General features: G+C 43.4%; 21 protein-coding genes. 9 read left to right on the top strand and 12 right to left on the bottom strand.

Going from position 1 to position 20,049, the window contains the following annotated elements; genetic code table 11:
- Nucleotides 1-6: 6 nt before the first annotated feature.
- The gene (locus RTV33_RS11460; protein ID WP_312644379.1) at nucleotides 7-1,527 is read right to left on the bottom strand and encodes a hypothetical protein; all 1,521 of its coding nucleotides are present in this window, start codon (nucleotides 1,525-1,527) and stop codon (nucleotides 7-9) included.
- 237 nt (nucleotides 1,528-1,764) lie between these two features.
- On the bottom strand, nucleotides 1,765-2,475 hold the full coding sequence (locus RTV33_RS11455; RefSeq protein ID WP_312644378.1) for a tRNA 2-thiocytidine biosynthesis TtcA family protein: 711 nt from the start codon (nucleotides 2,473-2,475) through the stop codon (nucleotides 1,765-1,767).
- Nucleotides 2,476-2,777: 302 nt separating this feature from the next.
- Here RTV33_RS11455 and rplM point away from each other — a divergent pair, with 302 nt between their 5' ends.
- Nucleotides 2,778-3,206, top strand: a complete 429-nt coding sequence (gene rplM, locus RTV33_RS11450) for a 50S ribosomal protein L13 (RefSeq protein ID WP_312644376.1) — start codon at nucleotides 2,778-2,780, stop codon at nucleotides 3,204-3,206.
- A gap of 18 nt (nucleotides 3,207-3,224) precedes the next feature.
- Nucleotides 3,225-3,626, top strand: a complete 402-nt coding sequence (gene rpsI, locus RTV33_RS11445; protein WP_312644374.1) for a 30S ribosomal protein S9 — start codon at nucleotides 3,225-3,227, stop codon at nucleotides 3,624-3,626.
- A 235-nt stretch (nucleotides 3,627-3,861) separates the two neighbouring features.
- Here the strand turns inward: rpsI and RTV33_RS11440 are convergent, their stop codons facing one another.
- Nucleotides 3,862-4,077, bottom strand: coding sequence for a helix-turn-helix transcriptional regulator (locus RTV33_RS11440; RefSeq protein WP_312644373.1), 216 nt, complete (start codon nucleotides 4,075-4,077; stop codon nucleotides 3,862-3,864).
- A 92-nt stretch (nucleotides 4,078-4,169) separates the two neighbouring features.
- On the opposite strand from RTV33_RS11440, the gene RTV33_RS11435 reads away from it, so the two are divergent.
- The 5 genes from RTV33_RS11435 to RTV33_RS11415 all read left to right on the top strand — a co-directional run bounded on the left by RTV33_RS11435 (nucleotide 4,170) and on the right by RTV33_RS11415 (nucleotide 7,106).
- Nucleotides 4,170-4,343, top strand: coding sequence for a hypothetical protein (locus tag RTV33_RS11435; RefSeq protein ID WP_312644371.1), 174 nt, complete (start codon nucleotides 4,170-4,172; stop codon nucleotides 4,341-4,343).
- Nucleotides 4,344-4,815: 472 nt separating this feature from the next.
- On the top strand, nucleotides 4,816-5,988 hold the full coding sequence (locus RTV33_RS11430; RefSeq protein WP_312644369.1) for a Fic family protein: 1,173 nt from the start codon (nucleotides 4,816-4,818) through the stop codon (nucleotides 5,986-5,988).
- A 197-nt stretch (nucleotides 5,989-6,185) separates the two neighbouring features.
- A complete protein-coding gene (locus tag RTV33_RS11425) occupies nucleotides 6,186-6,653 on the top strand; it encodes a helix-turn-helix transcriptional regulator (protein ID WP_312644367.1) in 468 nt (155 codons plus the stop codon).
- 11 nt (nucleotides 6,654-6,664) lie between these two features.
- Complete coding sequence (locus tag RTV33_RS11420) at nucleotides 6,665-6,892, top strand: hypothetical protein (RefSeq protein ID WP_312644365.1); 228 nt, start codon at nucleotides 6,665-6,667, stop codon at nucleotides 6,890-6,892.
- A 22-nt stretch (nucleotides 6,893-6,914) separates the two neighbouring features.
- Entirely contained in the window at nucleotides 6,915-7,106 is a 192-nt protein-coding gene (locus RTV33_RS11415) for a YwbE family protein (protein WP_312644363.1), read from the top strand.
- Nucleotides 7,107-7,350: 244 nt separating this feature from the next.
- Here the strand turns inward: RTV33_RS11415 and RTV33_RS11410 are convergent, their stop codons facing one another.
- Nucleotides 7,351-7,866 (bottom strand): DUF6933 domain-containing protein, encoded by a 516-nt coding sequence (locus RTV33_RS11410; protein WP_312644362.1) that lies wholly within the window; start codon nucleotides 7,864-7,866, stop codon nucleotides 7,351-7,353.
- Nucleotides 7,867-8,388: 522 nt separating this feature from the next.
- Nucleotides 8,389-8,598, bottom strand: coding sequence for a hypothetical protein (locus RTV33_RS11405; protein WP_312644360.1), 210 nt, complete (start codon nucleotides 8,596-8,598; stop codon nucleotides 8,389-8,391).
- A gap of 179 nt (nucleotides 8,599-8,777) precedes the next feature.
- Between RTV33_RS11405 and mobV the strand changes: the two genes are divergently transcribed.
- Together mobV and RTV33_RS11395 are read left to right on the top strand one after the other, a co-directional pair.
- Nucleotides 8,778-9,755, top strand: a complete 978-nt coding sequence (gene mobV / locus RTV33_RS11400; RefSeq protein ID WP_312644424.1) for a MobV family relaxase — start codon at nucleotides 8,778-8,780, stop codon at nucleotides 9,753-9,755.
- 19 nt (nucleotides 9,756-9,774) lie between these two features.
- Nucleotides 9,775-9,987 (top strand): hypothetical protein, encoded by a 213-nt coding sequence (locus tag RTV33_RS11395; protein WP_312644359.1) that lies wholly within the window; start codon nucleotides 9,775-9,777, stop codon nucleotides 9,985-9,987.
- A gap of 204 nt (nucleotides 9,988-10,191) precedes the next feature.
- Here the strand turns inward: RTV33_RS11395 and RTV33_RS11390 are convergent, their stop codons facing one another.
- From RTV33_RS11390 to RTV33_RS11360, 7 genes are all read right to left on the bottom strand, one after another.
- Nucleotides 10,192-10,734 carry a DUF6550 family protein gene (locus RTV33_RS11390; RefSeq protein WP_312644358.1) on the bottom strand — a complete coding sequence of 181 codons (543 nt, stop codon included), beginning with the start codon at nucleotides 10,732-10,734 and terminating at the stop codon, nucleotides 10,192-10,194.
- Nucleotides 10,724-11,047: a DUF6809 family protein gene (locus RTV33_RS11385; RefSeq protein ID WP_312644357.1), complete on the bottom strand. Its 324-nt coding sequence runs from the start codon at nucleotides 11,045-11,047 to the stop codon at nucleotides 10,724-10,726. The genes RTV33_RS11390 and RTV33_RS11385 overlap by 11 nt, the downstream gene beginning before the upstream one ends.
- Nucleotides 11,048-11,155: 108 nt before the next feature.
- Nucleotides 11,156-12,778: a DNA cytosine methyltransferase gene (locus tag RTV33_RS11380; protein ID WP_312644355.1), complete on the bottom strand. Its 1,623-nt coding sequence runs from the start codon at nucleotides 12,776-12,778 to the stop codon at nucleotides 11,156-11,158.
- 17 nt (nucleotides 12,779-12,795) lie between these two features.
- Nucleotides 12,796-14,877, bottom strand: coding sequence for an AIPR family protein (locus tag RTV33_RS11375; protein WP_312644354.1), 2,082 nt, complete (start codon nucleotides 14,875-14,877; stop codon nucleotides 12,796-12,798).
- A gap of 10 nt (nucleotides 14,878-14,887) precedes the next feature.
- Entirely contained in the window at nucleotides 14,888-15,805 is a 918-nt protein-coding gene (locus RTV33_RS11370; protein ID WP_312644352.1) for a PD-(D/E)XK motif protein, read from the bottom strand.
- Entirely contained in the window at nucleotides 15,795-18,590 is a 2,796-nt protein-coding gene (locus RTV33_RS11365; protein ID WP_312644350.1) for a Z1 domain-containing protein, read from the bottom strand. Before RTV33_RS11365 ends, RTV33_RS11370 begins: the two co-directional genes overlap by 11 nt.
- Nucleotides 18,580-20,049 (bottom strand): ATP-binding protein, encoded by a 1,470-nt coding sequence (locus tag RTV33_RS11360; protein ID WP_312644348.1) that lies wholly within the window; start codon nucleotides 20,047-20,049, stop codon nucleotides 18,580-18,582. The genes RTV33_RS11365 and RTV33_RS11360 overlap by 11 nt, the downstream gene beginning before the upstream one ends.

Raw genomic sequence — 20,049 nt, 5'->3', positions numbered from 1 at the left:
CTTTTCTTATGCCCGTGAGCCGCCCCACTCCACAACCGTGAAGCCTTTGCGTTCAAAGGCGGAAAGCCGCTGTTCGGGGATGGAAACCTTTTGGTCAAGCGCTTTGTATACCATATGCACACGCAGCACCGAATCGGGTTTTGGCGAAATGGTGAGCGGTGCCAGCTGTTCGTACTGTGTGGTGGCAAATGTAATGAGGTTGTATTTGTTCCCCTGCAGCTTCGGCACCCAAAATGTAATAAAATCGTTGTATTCGCGCGGAGTAAGCCCCATATAGGCAAGCTTTTCGCGCAGAAATCCCTCCAACTCTGTTCCCTTTACGCAAAACCCCTCATCAAGGCGCCATTCAGTATCAGAATCGCCGTCCCAAAACAGGTAGTAATGTTCGGTTTCATCCGCTTTGTTTATCAGTCTGCCATCGGGGTAGGCTGTGACATTCCAGCCGTTGTTGTAGGCGGGGTAGGTGTACCATAGCTTGCCGCCGAAATTCAGCTTTACCGAAACATCGGTTTTTACTGTGGGGTACAGGTAGATGACAGGCTTGCCTGTGGCGGGATTCCCTTTTTCCTCACTGGGGGCGGTGCTTGATTGTTCACAGCTGATTTCTTCTGCGATGGTTCGCAGCTTGTTTGCCTGCTGCGGAGAATCCATCGCATAGCTCAGCGAAAATCCCATATCGGTGGATAGAACACCCAAGAACTCGCCTTGCAGAAAAATATCGTATTGTACACCCGAATTGAATTCAAGCCGCATTCGTATTAAATCGGCTGGTGCATTAAAATTGAGTGTGTCCCGTTTTATCGTGCTGTCCGGCTTTACCTTCAAATTACGCAAAAACGCCCAAATACTCCTGATTGCTTTGGCATCCTGCGTTTGAAAAGAAATGTCCTGTGTTCCGTTCTCGTTAAGCCCGTCGAAGCTTACCTCTGTGATACGTTCTAAACTCATGTAGGCAAGCCATTGGGGAACCCCCTTATGGTTTCGGTTGCTCTCCTTCGCTGCGTCATACAGCGTTTGGCATTGCTCGGCAGTCGCATTTAGTACTTGTTTATCCTTATCATACACCTGCGTAGGGGTAACATAATAGGTGCTTTTTTCGCTGTCTGCCGTGTATACCAAAAAGCCCAGCTTTTCCTCACTGCTTTTATCGGGTGTAGCACTATTATCTCGTTTTAGGTTTAGAAGCAGAGCGCGCAGTTCTTCAGAATCCTTTCTATGGGTTATAGAATGGTAGGTGTAGTCCGTAGGATTCCAGCTGTAAAAATCATATCGTTCACTCGCCTGCGTATCCCCTTCTTCAGCGTCAGTGGTGCTTTCACTTGCCGAAGATATGGCTTGTGCTGCACTTACCTCACTGCTGCTTTCAGAAATGGGCTCGCCTTTCGATGACTCTGCCGAGTTGCTTGATTGTGTACTTGCTTGGGAGGAGGATTCCTCCGTACTGGCTGCCGTACCGCAAGCAGCCGTGGAGAGAATCAAAACCAGTGCAAGAGCAAACGCCATTACTTTAGATGCATGCTGTTTCATTGTTTAGCACCTCAATTTTTTTATTTGTTGCAGCGACCTTTTCATGGGGGTTTGTTTTTATCGCTCTTATCTTCCAGTTTATGTATATTTCTTATTGTACTATGTTTTCTATATTTTTACATCTGATTTTAAAATTAAATAGAATAAGAAGGTAAAAAACACAATACAACCGACGCTTACAAAAAGCTGCCGGTTGTATTATATCCGCAAATAATTGCTTATTTAAAATTCAGCTGTCTACCAGCCCGAAACATGCCCGCGTACCATTGCGCCGAAAATACGTTTTTTAATGCCGTGGCGGTCATGCTCCAGATTGGCAAGGTACTCTTTCATGTGCGTACGCTCGGTAACGCCGTCGGCAGGGCATTTGCTTTTTACCACCGGCAGTTCACAGCGCTTTACCGCACTTTTAATATCCTTTTCGGGTGCGTACACCATCGGTCGAATCATCGTAATATTCTTGCGCGACAGGTAGGTGACAGGCTGGAAGCAGCCCACCCTGCCCTCGTTGAACAGGTTCATCATAAAGGTTTCCACTGCATCGTCGTAGTGGTGCCCCAGCGCAACCTTGTTGCAGCCCGCCTCAATGGCAGCGTCGTGCAGTGCACCGCGGCGCATTCTGGCACATAGGCTGCAAGGGTTCTCCTCCTTACGGATATCAAACACGACCTCGCCGATTTGCGTTCTCTTGATCATGTAAGGCACGTCCAGTTCATCGCACAGCTTTTGAATCAGCGAGTAGTCGGTTTGCTCGCCGCTAAAGCCAGGGTCGAGCGTGATCGCGACAACCTTGTAATCGATGCCCAAAATGTTGCGCAGCTTTGCAAGCCCGCACAGCAGGGTTACTGAGTCTTTACCACCCGAAACGCCCACCGCTATGCCGTCGCCCGGTTCAATCATGTGGTAGTCGGTAATCGCTTTTCTCATATATCCTATCATTTTCTGCATAACAAAATGCTCCATTTCCCGCTCTATATAATAAGGTGTGTTTTTGCTCTCTTATTTTACAGTGATTTGATAGGAATATCAAGTGTATATTTTTGAAATGGCGGGGAAGTATGGAAGAGATTAAGCGTCAAAACAGACGAATTCACGAGATTACACATCGTATATTAAAAATTTGAGAAAAAGTATTGACAATCGGGCCAACCCATACTATAATGTACCTTGTTGTTCCACGCCCGAGCTGGTAGCACTGGCGATGGGCGAACACTGATAAAACAAAGGAATTTTTCTAGGAGGTAGAATTTATGTCAACTTATATGCCAAAAGCCGACGCTGCAAGTCGTAAATGGTATGTGCTTGATGCTGCCGGCAAACCGCTGGGCCGCACCGCTGCAACTGCTGCTCACATTCTGCGCGGCAAACACAAGGTAACCTTCGCACCTCACACCGATTGCGGTGACCATGTCATTATCATCAACGCTGCTGAGGCTGTTCTTACCGGCAAAAAACTGGATCAGAAGATCTACTACCGTCACACCGGTTGGGTTGGCGGACTCAAAGAAATCAAATACTCCAAGCTGATGGCTGAAACACCTGAAAAGGCTATGATGCTGGCTGTTAAGGGTATGATATCTGATACCGCGCTGGGCCGTACACAGCTTACCCGCTGCAGAATCTACAAAGGTTCTACACACGAGCATGCCGCGCAGAAACCCGAAGCGTGGACACTATAATAAGGAGGAGGCACTAATATGTACGATTCTAAACCATATTTCTATGGCACTGGCAGAAGAAAACATTCCGTTGCTCGCGTAAGAGTCTATCCGAACGGAACAGGCTCCATCAAAATCAACGGCAGAGATATTGACGATTACTTTGGTCTTGATACACTGAAACTCATCGTCCGTCAGCCTCTTGCTTTGCTTGATGCAATGGGCAAATACGACATCGAAACCACCGTTGCAGGCGGTGGTGTTGCCGGCCAGGCTGGCGCAATCCGTCACGGTCTTTCCCGTGCACTGCTTCAGACAAGCGACGAGGTTAGACCCGTCCTGAAAAAGGCTGGCTTCTTAACCCGTGATCCTCGTATGAAAGAGCGTAAAAAGTACGGACTCAAAGCAGCTCGTCGCGCTCCGCAGTTCTCCAAGAGATAGTTTTTACTATTACAACTCCTTGCAAACAGTACGTTTGCAAGGAGTTTTCTTTTGTTTTGTCGCATATCTGTCGCACAACTTTATACCACGGTACGAAAAAAGCTCTACACTATTGGATGGTGTAAGCTTTTAATATTTACCGTTGATTAATAGATATAGTAGCCATTTCCAAGCTTTAGAGGAATTTATGACAGAACAGAAAAATAGCGGCATGGAGTTCACCATGCCGCTGTAATTACTTTTTGTATGGAGTTTTTTGGTCGCTTACTCCCAAAATATAATCAATGCTTGTTTTATAAAGCTGTGCTAACTTAATGAGAACCTGTGTTGGAATGTCATTTTCGCCGGTTTCGTATTTTGAATATCCTGTTTGGGACATTCCCAAATGTTTTGCAACCTGTGTTTGATTTAAATCTGCATCTTCACGCAAATCTCGTAGTCTGTTAGCCACTAAAATCACCTCGGATATAGTATCCCATAACCTGAAACAGATTATTGACTTTTAATCTGTTTTAGGTTAAAATAATGTTGTGAGGTGATCCTATGCCGGACTATAAAGAAATGTATTTTAAGCTTTTCCGTGCCAGTGAGCAGACTATTAATACACTGATAACAGCGCAGCGAGAGTGCGAAGAACTGTACATCAGCCAGCCCGACCCCGATTCAAAAGTACTATCCATATCGTCAGAAAGCAATAAAAGCATGGAGGAGGAGTAATTCCAAATCCATGCTTTTGTGCGTAGATAAACAAAAAGAGCTGTCCGCAGACAGCTCTTTTTACTGGGCAAAAGCCCGATGGCGGAGAGTTAGGGATTCGAACCCTAGGTTCCTTGCGGAACACAGCATTTCGAGTCGTTGGAAACGACTGTCTCCCCGTGTCCCTCAGTGGCTTTTGTGAGCGTATAAAAACGGCGAAAAGCTTGATTTCATGCGGGTTTGTGGGCACAAATGCCTTTGTGAAAAGGCTTTCCGGAAAATCGTCCCAAAAGCATGTTTTTTGGATAAGTGTGAGCAAACTGTGAGCGTTAAAGATATTATAACAGAAAGAAAAGAGTATGTACGCACTTTTTCTAAAAAACCAATAGTCGATTTATCTTTATCGTTTTGTATATTTCTGTTGCCTCTGGGCATCATATATGCTATACTGATACAAATTGATACCAATATATATCAAAAAGGCGGTGGAGATGTGAACACAAAGAAACTAAGCGAAATGATGAGTGATAAACACTTCTTTGACTTAAGGAAAATGCAACATAAATATTCCCAGGGCGAAGTGTCGGAACTTTTAGACACCTTGCAGATTATGAGCTATGTGGATTTGTCCATTGCAGATTTTGAAGGCAAGCCTTGTCGGTATCTCCCCAGCCACTGCAACATCTCCACAGGGCTTATAAAAAAGCTGCTTAAAACATCCGACAGCAAAGAGCGTTTCGGCAAAAAAGCAATGACCGACGAGATTGAAGCAAGTTTACTGATTGAAAATATCCACTCCAATAGAGAAAGTGTACGGAAGATTTTAGACGGCTTTGCTCCTGAAAATGACGAGGAAAGTCGCATCTATGGCATGAAAAAAGGACTGGATTTCATTGCCGAGCCCGAAAATAAAATCACAGAGGAAAACCTCCACAAGCTTTATATGCTTTCAGTTGGTGACTTTTTAGAGGGCGAGGACCGCTTGCCAAAGGGTTCGTTATATAGAAATGATGCCGTATTTATTGTGGGTGATAAAGAGTACCACAAGGGAATAGCTCACCAACTTTTGCCCAGTTATATGGCGAAACTCATAGGCTTTGCCAATAAAAAAGATGAAATTTCAGAACCACTAAAGGCAGCTATGCTCCATTTTTACTTTGCCTATCTTCACCCCTATTTTGACGGTAACGGCAGAACGGCAAGATTGTTTCATCTTTGGTATTTGGTTCAGCAGGGTTTCCCCTCTACCTTGTTTTATGCTTTTTCGGAACACATCAATAGCAGTAAGCAAGCTTATTACAACAGTTTTTTGCAAATTGAAAGCAATGCTAAAATCAGCGGACGGTTGGACTTGACTCCTTTTATTTTATATTTCAACAAGAATGTATACAGTAAAATTGAGTCCGAGGGCATCTCAGAGGACAGCTTTTTGGTATACAAAAAGGCCTTGGAACAAGGAACCATTACGGAGAAAGAGCGTGAGCTATGGGGCTTTGTGCTTTCCGCTTATGGAGGAAATGAGTTTTCTACCAAGGAGCTGGAGCGTGATTTTGGCAATGCTGCTTACGCCACTATTCGTGGCTTCGTGCTGAAATTTGAAACCTTAGGCTTATTCAAATCTCAGAGTTATGGCAATCGAAAAAAGTATTGTGTTGTGGCAGTTTAATAGAGATATGGGGGGTGCAAAACAATGGCCCACGCATACAGCGAATCCTACTTGGATGATGCCATGCAAAATCTTGGAGATATGCTGGACTATGCCATTGTGGATTGCGGCTACGCCCCCGATGAGTTTTTTCTTGGTTTATCACCAGTGGAATTGCTAAAAAGTTTGAAAAGGGCAACCCCAAATATGTGGCAGGAATGTCGGGTATTGAACTGGCGAGAGAGGTGGTTTTTCTCACCACAGGCAGTTATCCCACCAAGGAAAGAGCCATCAAAGACTTTGCCAGCCGTGAATATTGGGCAGGGTGGATACTCGCCTATTACCAGTGGTACAGCGGTCTGAAATTTTCTGATATGGCAGAAAACGGGCTTTCCTTGTCCGAAGTGCTGTCCCTTTATATTCTCCACGAGGCAGACCAGAGCAAACTTGTGGATACCGCAAATGAGATCATCAGCCGCCATAAGTTGGACAAGCCCTCCAATCTGACGACTATCAGAAAAGCAAGAGGATTTACGCAGGGGCAGCTTGCAGAGCAGTCTGGGGTGGCACTTCGCATGATTCAGCTTTACGAACAACGGCAAAACGATATTAACAAGGCACAGGCAGGCACGCTGCTCAGCTTGGCAAAGGCACTTGGGTGTGAGATGCAGGATTTGATGGAGTAAAAGGAGAAATAATGAACGGACAAAACCGTGAAAAAATTGTGCTACAGATGGATTTACTTCCCTTTGAAAAACGCAAGAAATGCATATCTTTTTCCTATGCAATGTTAGCCATAGAAGGGTTGGTACCCTCGATAGAAATACGGAATAACTTAGTAGCTTGGAGTAATGGTGAAGTATCTTTTGCCAAGGGTTATTATGCAGTATTGGAAAAATATAATTTGAAAAAGGCATACGATTAATTGTTGATAATGAGGAGATTTCATGAACGGACAAAACCGTAGTGACATAAAAATTGGTGCTCGAGTGAGCATTGTGCTCAAAGCCGACCAGCGTACAGGCAAGCGAACAGAGGGTGTTGTTGCAAGGCTACTGACCAAAAGCAGTACCCACCCCCATGGCGTCAAGGTTATGCTGGAGGATGGACAGGTTGGCCGAGTACAGGAAATTTTATAAAGCTTACAATCCATCAATTGCCCCAATATTTAAAAGGAACGCTCTTTCAACAAAGAAAAATAGTAGATTTTGCGCTCTACTTTACATTTTTAGAGGAGCATTCTAAGTGGAGTAGGGGTAAGAGAATCATTGTCTTTTCGAGAATGAAACCGGCAGACTGTGTGGCGTTAATTTAACCGCACAGCCTGCCGGTTTGTTTTGCCCTTGTGTCAGGCTCCATAAATTCTATCAGGAAACATTCATTTCACAGAGTACTATCTTCGTTCAAACTCCGCCAAAACCGTACCAGCGGCTCGCCATAGCCCTCATAACCGACGCAGTTGCAAATCATGTTGTTAATGCTCTGCTCTATCAGCGGTTGGGACTGCTGCTCTTTATCAATGCAGTAATCCAAGGCGGTAACATCATCCCACGCACGATTGAGGAAAGCAACCTCCCTCCGCCCATGGGTTTTGGTAAGTTCTATTTCTCCTGCGGCTTGGAGATAGCTTGTTATGAGTTTCTTTTCCAAGCCTGCATTGCTAAGGCTGGTGATCAACCCCTCTAAAAAGACCTCGGGCAGACGATTCCACTGTGCCCTGCTCATACCATACAGCACAAACATGTATCGTGTTTCGCAGTGTACCGCCAGCAGGCTGCTATGGTTATGCAGTCTGATACAATGTAAGTCCCAGCAAAAGCGGCGGTGCAATTCCGCGCCATAGGGCAGCTTATTAATCTTCAAATGCTTCATTAGCGGAATGGTAAGACCCAGCTGCATTGCCCATCACCTCGTATTCTAAAATTAAATTATTACACCATATCAGATCAAGCGATATGGTGTAATTGTGCATCAAGAGGCGGTTGCCACGATAGTGGCGAGCCGTTGCACATCAATCGGTATAATGACTCGGTAGAGTCATTATACCAGTTAAGCTCGTCTGTGTGAAGAACGCAGGCGAGCTTTGTTATGCAAAGGAGGATTTTCAAATGCCAAGATTGTCGAAAAAAGCAAAAGCCGAGTGGTCATTTTTTATTAACCCCCTTACCGGGAAGCGACAGTTTAATCTCTTGTGTCAGCATTGTGCTTGCCAGTGCAAGCAAAGCTATCGTGCCCAAATCCTCGCCTGCCCCAACTATCAAGAGCATGTTCAAATGCGTGCCACAAACGTCCTACAATCCCAAAACGATGGCCATACGGGTTAACACCCTGCCCGTCATTTTAAGGCCCCTAACAGGGGCAAATATGGGCCAAACACGCACCCACGCAGGGGTGTTTTCGCTTTGTGTATGTCGCTCTCGTCTATCGTCCTTCGTCCCCGCCCGTGGCGGTGAGGTTTGCCGCAATTGTGGTTACTTTACGTGAGGCAGGCGGCAAACCTCGCGGCGAAGCGCAAGGATGCACTACCATTTCGGTAGGGCGCAAAGTCGTAGACGGGGTGCCGGGGTGTCCCCGGCCGCACACCTTGGCAACGCCAAGGTATAGTGCGTTATACCGCCACGACAGCCGCACGATAAAATACCCGCCCCTCCTTGCAGGGGGCGGGCATTTTGGCGGGCGGGGAAACCGCTGCCGCAATCAGCTTATATAGATGCGAACAGCGGCTGCGGGTTCCACACTGGTGTGAGTGGGATGTGAAAAAAGCAGACGATTACCACCCAGCTCTATTGCAGAGAAAGGAGTTTGATTTTATGCCCTATGCAATCCTGCGATTTGAAAAACGCAAAGGCGGACCGGCATCCGCTTTGGAGAAGCACCATGAACGAAAAAAGAGCCAGTATGCAAGTAACCCTGATATTGATACCCGAAAATCAAAAGAGAATTATCATCTGATAGGGCCACAGCACAAATACTACGGTGAAATTCAGCTGCGCATTGAACAGGCGCAGAGAGAAAATCCAAAATGTAAAGTTCGCAAGGACAGTGTGAAATTTATTGACACCATCGTCACAGCCAGTCCCGAGTTTTTGTCAGGACTTTCATTAGAGGACACACGGCACTATTTTCAGCATGCACTGGATTTTTTGAAGGAGGAGGTTGGAGAGGAAAATATTTTTTCAGCGGTGGTGCACATGGATGAGCGCAATCCACATATGCACCTGTGCTTTGTTCCATTGACAAAAGACAAGCGGCTATCCGCCAAGGAGGTCATGGGTGACCGCAACAAGTTAATTGAGTGGCAGGACAAGTTTCACGACCACATGGCAGAGCAGTTTCCTGAGCTGGAGCGTGGCCAGTCGGCGGCATCCACCAAACGCAAGCACATTCCAACCTGGCTGTATAAGCAGGCAAACCGCCTAACCCAGCAAATGACCGAGCTGCAGAACGAGATTCAAAGCATTGGCACATTTAATGCGCAGAAAAAGAAAGAGGTGCTTACAGAACTATTCAATAAGTGGTATCCCAAGGTCAACGCTTTTGAAAATCAGCTGCGGCCATATCAGAGCCAGCTTGATATTTTAAAGCACAACCAAGCGGTGATGGATTCGGAAAATCAGCGAGCCATGTATAAGGCAGAGCAGGCGGCAAGAGAAAATATCGACCTTGTGCGGGAGCTATATTCCTATCAGGACTTTGTCGAGTCCATACCGGAGGATCTGCGTGCAGAGCTTATCGCTAATTTTGAAAAACAGCAAATCCAAACTCAAGATCAAACACAAACACTTTAATTTTAGGAGGAACAATTTTATGAAATACATTCTGACCATTGATACCGAGAAGAAAGAGATTTTTGTAAGTCTTGACCGCCCCATTTTTCTCCGCACCGGAGACGAGTCCCTTATGGAGCTTGAGTGCCGCAAGCGGATTTTCGGAGAGTATAAAAATGCTACTACGCCTGACTGGCTACATGACGAGGTTGCCAGCATTCAAAGAAAGTTGGAAAGCGAAGTTGCCGATTAGGTGTGTCGTGATTCACCATACCTTAGCGATTGAAAAAGGGTATAACGAATCGTTACATCCTAAAACGAGGGGGTCGCGTTTCACGCCCCCCTTTGGTGCAAGGGGGGGACGATTGATCCCAACCTTTTTATGACAAGATATTGTTGCCGTTTCACAAAGGGTCAAAGGGTGCTCTGAATCGGAGCACCCTTTGACCGATACATACTAATCCATGGTACCAACCATTTTATTGATGTCTCCATCTCCGTCCAACAAGGTGCCACCGCCCATGCTACCAATCTTATTGCCGTTTTCGTACATGTCCTCGGCATAGATATATTCATTCGGTTCATCGTTATCGTCTATCCAGCCGAAACCTAAGAAGTAACATTGCTTTTGTCCGTTCACCACACGGGTATCTCCCATTTTCGGTGTGCCGGTTTGGTTGTTTTGTGGTGGCGGGGCTTGCTCGGCGGGTTGCTCTAAAAAAGGCTCTTTCTGGGTGCTTATTTTGACAATTTTTTCGGCGGCAACACTGGTTCTTGGAATCTCAATTTCTTCGGTAGGGGTAACTGCCCTATGAAGGATTTCATTGTCCGCTTGCCCTTTATCCATTGGGGCGAAGTCGGAAATAAAGCACTCAGTAATTTCGGGGATACTTGTCTCCGTGGGTGATGGTTTAGGCATTGCCTGCGGCGGTTTCCCGATTTGTGCTGCCAGTAATATGGTGCAGGTAATGCTTGTCAAGAATATGGTTTTAGCTTTCATCTTCGGGCTCCTCCTGTTCCATAACAAAACGGCCGTCTGCTTTGAGCTGCTGCTCAAGCAAACGACCGTTGTCAATCATATTCAGCTGTGTGCATAACCGCCACGCAAGCCAGAATCCACACTCAAAGCTTTCTCTGGCGCGAGCCCCGGCAATCAAATCCTTGTTGTCGATGATGCGCAGCACCAGCTTTCGTTCCAGCTTTTCCAAACTGCGGATCAGCGCTTGGTGAGCCTTGTCTACCTCGACTTGGGCTGTAGGGTCTGGTACAAAATTGTTGTAGCTGTTATACAGCTCCTCCAAAATGTTTTTCATTGTGTGTCGCCTCCTTCTTAGCAACATACAATACCATGAAGCATAGAGAATAGCTACTTTAATCACGACCCATTTTCAATATATTAAATAATCCACCTACAGGCAAAATTAATCGGTTGGTGGTTTGGATTTTGATTCGTTGCTCAATAATTTGGCGAGTTTTTTCGCAACGGATTTTGCCATAATTGGAGGCACGGCATTGCCTACTTGCTGATATTGCTGATCTTTACTTCCGCAAAAAATAAAGCTGTCGGGGAAAGTCTGTAATCTTGCTGCTTCACGCACGCTAATAGCACGATCTTTAGTGGGATGAATCCACATAGATTTCCTCACATTAACTACCGTTCCACAAGGGGCATCATATGCCAACCTCAAATAAATGGTATTCTGTGTGCGTGAGGCATCAGTATAGGTATTTGTTTTTAAGCTCTTATCCAGCGAATGAAAATTTTCACCTTGCTTAATTGCACGAAAACGCTCCATTGCTGTGTCCGTAGTTTTTGTTGTAATATGATTATAAAGAGTACTTGAATCTCTTAATTTTTGGACAAGCCCTTTTACTTCAATTTTAGGCATAGGGATTCCTACATCCTGATCGATATCAAAAACGGGATCAAAATCTTCCAAGTCACCAATTGCCTCTTTTACAGTATGATATTCATCTTCGTCAAGGCTGCCGTTGGGGAATGCTACAATAGGAGCAATATCTTTTTTTATACCCATTAGAACAAAACGCATGCGCTTTTGTGGTGCCCCATATTTTGCAGCACACAGGACATCGCTTTTAATGGTGTACCCATTCTCATTTGATGCCAGAATATTTTTCAGATAATCATATACAGCGTAGGAACTAACAATTGCATCAATTCCATCTTTAGATGAATATTCATCAACGATAAGATGTTGCTCCAAAATTTCCAATGATTTGCTTAGCATTCTTTGTAGCATGATGGCAGGCTCTATTTTATTTTTCAAGTCTTCTGCATTCATCTGGCCACTGTAATAGTCGGAAATAGCCGAAAACGCCTCTCTACTTTTTATCCTAATAGCATTTTCATCTTCAGCAGGAAACGACATTTGCTTCTCAACTGCTTTTTCTAGCTTTACTTTATGCTTTTGTAAAGCGGTTTTTAATTTTTCAATATTCTTTGTAGTCTTGTAAATGATATTTAGCTCGTTATAATCTATCTCATCCCACAGTTGCGCTTTAATAGCGACTACGTCCTTAATGATATCCAGAACACCATTAAACACATACTTTTGATCCAAGAGGTGGATTGGTGTGGTATTAGTTGGAATGTCATAATGCTTTACAAGTTCCTCATCTCCTTTTTCCATGTAAAATCGATGAACATCGGATTTCAGCATACTTACATTCTCCATGACAAAGGCTTTGGGCTGCAACGAAATTACAGCACGAAGATACTGTTTAACAAGCATATTGTTTTGACTAATGGCATGATTTTTCTGCCTATTTGCATTGGAAAATCCTTGGCAAGGTGGTCCACCAATTACAACATCGATTTTTCCATATTTCTCTTGGATCTCGGAATAATCGGCACTACAAACATCACCTCTTACATCCACATTGGGATGGTTATGTTTATAGGTTTTTTGCATGTTTGGATTATTTTCAAAGGCAACTTTAATACTATATTTATTGGTTTGTTCAAACCCTAAGCTAAGGCCGCCGGCTCCGGCAAACAAATCAATTACGCTATATTTTTCCATTAGACTGCTTTTCTCCCTTATATTTTAAAGCCATTGGCTTTTGCTTCTTCTAACAAAGAAAGAAGTTGCAAGCTTTGATGTGCACTGGGAAATTGGGTGGGGATTCTTACTGCATATTTCAGTGCTTTTAGCTGCTCAGCCGAAGCGTTAAGTTTTTTGTTTTTTGTAAAAGTTTCAATCCCTTTCCAAAAATCAGCTCCCATTTCTAAAACCTGTTTTTGTGCCTCTATATCAGAAATGAATTTTTGATCTTTTTTTGCTTCTCGCTCAATTACCTTTTTATCTTCCTTTCCAATTAGAACGCGCTCCAACTCGGACGATAGTTTGATAGAGCAATTCTTAACTTGCTCCCAGCAGGCCTCTCGCTTACACCACTGTGTAACATTGATAGTGCCTCGCTTGGGATCGGTAATGGTTCTAAAAACGAATTCCGTAATTTTTACCAATTCATTGGTGATTATATCAGGAACTTGCTGACGATTCCAGATTACTTGTAAATCTAAATCTACATCAGCAAATTGCAAACGAATCAATCGATGCAATAGTGCGATGGAGTAGGTAACGATATTGGCACGGTAGCCTTGTTCAAACCATGGTTGATGCGAAACCACCCATTCTGTGTGCTTAAATAGCAATGCTAACGCAACAGAATCCTTAAAATATTTTTCGTTAAACTGGATTTCAGATTTTGTCCAGCTTTCATCAACAATCTCTGCAAAGCGCATAAAGTTTGTTTGTGCGCCCTTGCTCACAATGTATGGCAGACCAGCCCACGAATTGCGAAACTTAGCCAAATCCGTTTTCGTTATCATCTGTTTTTTTGGATTCTGGGCGACAAATTTGTCCTTTTGAGATTTGGTCATATGCATTTGAAATTGCAAATATTGACCACGAGCACGCTCATAAAACCACTTTGTTTCGTATTGTGCACCACCCGCAGCAGGGGCGAATGTTCTTCGAGAAATTTGCTCCATGCGAATATGGAAAGGATGGGTAGCAAAGAAATCAGCATCGCTAACCTTATTCTGACTATTGGAAGATCTGGAGATATTGCGAATCAACTCACTTGCTTTTTCCGCATCGGAATCCACCTCGGTTAGCTTCATTTGCACATAAATTTGGCTTAGATCCGCATTGTCACGGTATCGTGCATTGGATAAGGACGCTGTGGTTTGACCTCCGTTAATGATTTGGAAATCCTTGGCATATACAATCATTCGACCATGGTCTGTTTCTCTAAATTTTAAATCCATAGCCGTGGCAGAAACACCGTTGTTGTATGCAAAGAAATTCTGTGGAATACGCAAAATCGTTTCTCTTATTTTTTTGTTAACCGCTACCTTAGTAGAGAGAAACGATCTCACATTTCCTTCTAAAAGTTGGCTACCATAATAATCATAGATATCAGCAAGCGTAGCACCCGGGATAATGCACAAATAGCTTTTATAATCATCATTATTTACACTGCTTGCTTCAAGGCACGGAATACCCTGCCCATCTGTATAGGCTGTGAAATCAATTTCAATATCCTGCCGTCCGAGGTCGGAACAACAGACACGATAGATTCGATCTATATCCCATATTTGACACTCAATAGGGACGCCCCGGAATTCACGAGCATCAATTTCATTAATTCGATTACTCATAAATCCATCTGTCAGCAGGATAAGCCGATACTTGCGAATTCGATCCTTGTTGAGACGCATCGTGTCAATTAGGTCAGAGACAGGGGTACTGGGCTCTACGGTTCTATGTAGTGAACCTTCGATGGCTTCTTCAATAAAATAAATCAAGCGGTCAAACATAGTAGAGGCGAATGTTTTCGTAATAGAGGTTCTTTCTTCGTCACCGGTGTAATCGGCAATGATAAGATTTAATGTTAGATCAAAATCATCCAGCACATAACCATCCACACGAATTTTTCGGTTATTTTTACCATTGCCAGTATAAAACGCAGAGGTAAAGTCAGACAACACCTCTGAGCTCATTAAATAGCTGGTAGCAACATTGACAAAGGCTGCATTTGAGCCCTCTCCCTCTGTTGCGGCAGTAGCTTTAATTTCCTCTAAAAAATCCTTGTGAAAGTCATGTACATCCATTTTAAACCTCCTAAACTTTCCATTCCTCCAGCATTAATAAATCCAATTGATATCTTGTGTTCACTACGGCATCTGGAACATTTGCCCGCATTAATTTTGGGAAATCCTCCATAACCTTATATGTACGGCATTCTGCTAAACGGTAATGTGAGGACAAATATTTTTCCTCATCGCGCCTTAGATAGCCATATTGTGCTAATTTGCATTGAAACGAGTCGTGTAAAAAATCTGTGGACAGCCTTTCTTCTATCTGCCAAATTAGCTGTGGAAGAGAAATCGTCTGTGCCCCTGTGCCAGTTGTTTTGTCCATAAAATAGATCACAAGATCCCCTGTATCTTTCCTGGATAATTGTTGTAACGAAGAAATCTGCACATCGGTAGCCGCAATGGAAACAGCCTTTATTTCTGCCCAAGAGTGAACGAAAATGAAATCCTGGTCACTACCTTCTGGCCCAACCCAAGCATTTATTGCTTCTGCTGGCTCTAACCCATTGAGTGATTCTTGTAAATAAAGAAGCTCACCTATGAGTCCTTTTTGTTGGGAAGAAGATAGAATATCATCGGTAGCTTTTTGCAATAAGCGCATCCATTTACTGTATTGATTGCGTATCTGCTCTACTGGATTTGGGCTCGTTTTAGATGATTCCATGAGATCCCAGCAAAGCTTTACAAAAATTTCATCCAGAGATGGATAGTTGAGAACGAATCTTAAAATGAATTGATGATCCGTTTCTATGCATTCTGCTGTGATTGCCTTAGATGATTTCAAACCAACTACTTTCCTTGTGTTCAGTACAACAAAGCTCTTTTGGTCGTTGCTATGATAACCGATATGAAAGGACAAGGGATGCTCTCCAGAGATAAGAAGATAACCCCCGGAATAAGGATTAATCGTATTCCATTTGCTCTCTAATTCTTTAATCGTCATCCTCATCATCCTCGTCTTCAATATCAACCCAATTTTTGAGCTCATTGATATTAACCATGTAATTGGCTGTTCTTTCTTTACCGTCGTAAGGGAAGCCAAGTCCTAACGCAAATACAATATCAGGATCTGAGTCCTTCTTTTGCTTATTTGAATTTTTGAGAATATGAATAAGCATAAGCGGATTTCTCTTGGTTTGCAAAAATGTGCTATCTTTGCTACTACCAAATTCTTTACGAAGTGCTTGGATTTTTTTCTCTGCCAAGCCTATTTTAGTGCAACCACCAGAGCCAATTCGCACATGTCTCCCATATACCTTTAGCATATTTTTGCTGGTCAGATCCCACTCTAACGGTCTCCCTTTGGGGTGCACATCAATAGTCGAACCATCTATCTGCTCCAGTTGAAGGGAGCAGGAGCTGTCCTGATCCTGGGGAATCGCAACATCCCACATATCCAATGGACCATCGTCCTCCGCAATATAATCAGAGAGTGCCGTAGGCTGGAAATTAAGGTTCCATGGGTGTGTGATGTAATTGCGAACCAGTTCCATCACCATCTTTTTGGGAACATTTCTCCAGATAAACGCCTTGGTGTGTTCTTCATATTGATAGGGCATTACTCCTTCTTCCGCTGAGATGGCTTTTATAAAAGAACGACAAAGAGATTCGTTTTCTCGGATTGTTTCTGCATCGCCCTTTAATCTCGGCGTTTCAATCATTCTGCCGGATACCGTAATAGGCCGTTTCACAGAAGTAGCTGTGCGCATTTTATTGCGAGCAGTAATCAGTAGTGTCCCCGGCGCTTGTCGTACCTTTAGTCCAAATTGGGATGGTGTTTGATGTTGCCGTTCCATCTTGCGGAGCTCAGTTTTAAGTTCATTGACTGCATCCGTAATAAAGCCATACCAATCAATGGCATCCTCTCCAATCCATACCTTAAACAGGTCATCATACCCCGGACGATAGCCGAACCACCGCCCCATTTGCAAAAGGGTATCATACATCATGGTATTACGATAAAAGTAACTGGTACAAAGTCCTTCCAAGGTAAGTCCTCTGGAAAGGCTATTACCACCGACAGCAATAACACGCATTCCCACATTTTTGTATTCATAATAGTTGAGAGATGCCGCACCATGTTGCTGGTTTACCGACCTTACTTCGATGCGACGAATTGCTTTAAACAGATAATCTCTGAGTAGCGTTTCCCAACTAATATTTGAAATTTGCTCCAGATCAAATTCATTCCATGTTTCTTTTAATGCCTTAATCGATTTAATTTTCATTGCTTCTTCTGGAGATATCTGCGAATAGTTTTCTACATCAAATTTAATAGAAGACAGATATGTGTCAATTAAATCTGCAACTTGATTTTGCACCTTAGTAAATCTGCTTACATTGACCAGCATAGAGCGATGCTCGTTGCCATCCTTGCGCAGATCGCAGATTGCGGTTGCAAGAATAAAATAGCGCACCGCTTTTCGTAGGCTTGGCGGCAAATCGTATAATTCATCTGCCAATTCTTTTTTGTGCTTGAAAACAAAGAATGAAGCCTGCTCCTCGTTTTCAATAGGAATTAAGCAACTTGAATACTGACCTTCGACTCTATGAGAATATCCATCTTCGCTCCAATCATCTGCATCACCGTTTCCAAAAATTTTATCTGCACCAATGTATAACTCCGGTGTTGGCAAAACGGTGAGGAAATCCTTTGGAAATAAATCTCTTGTATCTTCATCGGTTTCCGCTTCGGGATTTATGAAAATGTTGGCAAATGGAGTTGCTGTAATTCCCAAGTAGGAGGCTTGTCGGAAGCAGTTCAAGATGTTGCGGATAGCTTTGTTGATTGCAGTGGGGTCTTTTTCTTCAGAATTCGTATTAACAGAAGCGTTATCCGCTTCGTCATCAATGAGTAAAAGTGGCAAATCAATTAGGCCCGTTTCATGATCAGCATTATTCTCAACCAGCCATTTATAAAGATTATTGAGAACGCTTTTATTCTTTTTGATTACGAAGAGTGCCGTGCCGTTATATGTACGAAGGCTCAAACCCAACGCTTTTAAAGTGGCTTTGTTAAAGTCGGTAGCCACAGAGGTAAAGCATGCAATTCGCTTATCCTGATTAATAGGTGGGATTTTTCCAACACCAACAGGGATATTTCTTATTTCTTGGTCAGCTTTTTTATCCAATGTATACTTGCTTTCAACCCCAACAAACTCTGCATCTAAGCGTTCCTGTGTTTGTACACGCAGGTTTTCCATCATGCCAGCCAAGACAATAATGACGCGATAGCCTGCATCTGCAGCTTTGTTACAAATAGCGGTATAGGTTGCCGTTTTCCCCGACTGAACATCACCAAGCAAAAGGCCTCTACGCTGAAACGGGCGTGAGTAATCCTTGGGGTTTCCCAAGTCGTCCATTATATTGTCTGTTGTTTCGCCCAGACGATTAACAACTTCGATACCCCAACGCTTTATACTTTTCAGATATGTACGATAGCGATTCCAATAAAACTCATCATTTTCTTGAACATAATACCAAGACTGATGCTCTGAATCTTTGCCTTTGAGAGAAATAGCAGTGCCTATAGAGTGCAAGATATTTGATGCCAAGGCCCTTTTAACCTGCATAAACTCTTCGTCGCTGATTGGATAAGCTGCGGCAAAAGCATTGCGAATGAATTCTGCTTCTGAGTAAATATCCTCCAAGGAGGGAAGCTCATCTCCAAACTTTGCATTAATCATTGTTGTGACATTTCCAACAATATACTGCATGTTATTTGTCACCGAATTCGCCCCTTTCTTTCGCAATATCCAACTCCTCAATATAGGAACAGAATGGCTCTGTTAATTTTAATGCTTCGAATATTTTGTTTTTTTCATCCTCTGTGTAGTTTGCCAACACAATGGTTTTCGCGAGTGCAATAATGTCATTTGCGACAGAGTCATTGTCACTGGCTAATTTTTCGTCGTTGGTTAAGTCAATGTAAAGGGAATTAAGTGGCAAAGACAAGCTAATTTGTTTCAAAAGGTTTTCTATAGGAAGCTGTAAATCGGGGTGTTTCTCGACAATGGAATTTACGAGCAAATGATCCGGATTGACTTCATAGTAAATACCACCATCTCTCGAAATCATGCGGTTCCAGACATGGACAATGTCATCTCTGGTTTCTTTTTTGCCCCGATATGTCCATGTGCGCTTGCTACCGTCTGATATTTTTTCAATTACCACAGCAAGATTTTGCTTTACTTCTTCCGGAGGAATTGCGGTAGATTTTTTGATATCCAGTGTCCATAAGTCATCCAAAGAGTTTGGAATATCCACTTGAACTCTGGCAAGTTTAGAGAGATCGCCTTGGCGCATAAGTCTAAACCATGTGCCCCATATCAGCAATCTTTTGTTGCGGTAAACATAAAACCCTTGCTGTTTTCTCAAACCTTCTTTTCCACCAAGAGCCTTCAGTTCCTTCTGTGTAAGCTTTGATGTATGAGGTAAAATATAAGGCTTTATTTTCACTTTTTCGCCACGGACGATAATCGTTTCTTCGTCCATGAGTTGAGTGCTTTTTTTAATCAAAAAAGGATCTTGAGAGGCAACAGCTAAATTGTTCATCCGAATTTCAAGTTTTTTAACTCCAGCATCTCCACTTAGGTATCGATGAAATACCAAAGAGATGTGTTCTCGAATGAGGTTCATTTTTCGTGAAAATGCATCTGCCATATCGTGCTCGCCCACTGCGAATTTATCAAGCTCCTGCCAAATAACTAAAGTGCCATTTGCCATGGTCTGCATTTTCGAAAGGCACGGTAGCAATGTCATATCATTTTCTTCGAGCAAAATAAGAGACCAGGTTCCAACAGATCTTACATGGTCTAAATTCCACTGCGCGCCATATAGTTTTCCGTGTTTTTTTGATAGAACAGTCAGTACCCGGCATTGGGACAGAGAGGCAGTTTTCATCCCCAGACCATATCGCCCCAGATCATTTTCATGTCTACATTCCAATGGACTTTGGCTTCCATATTGCATCGCATGAATCAGTTCGTCTTGATCCATTCCGCAACCATTATCCAATACTGCAATATAGGACTCACCGATAGGGAAAAAATCAATATCAACTGTAGAGGCACCCGCAGCAATACTGTTATCTATAATGTCCGCAATAGCCGCCTCGATAGAATATCCTATTGCTCGAGTTGATTCCATCAATGTGGGGGCATGTGGTGGTATTTCTGCGTATTTCAT

It is taken from the genome of Hydrogenoanaerobacterium sp. (assembly GCF_032017025.1).
Taxonomy (GTDB): Bacteria; Bacillota; Clostridia; order Oscillospirales; family Ruminococcaceae; genus Hydrogenoanaerobacterium.
This window is presented reverse-complemented; position numbering and strand designations above follow the sequence as displayed.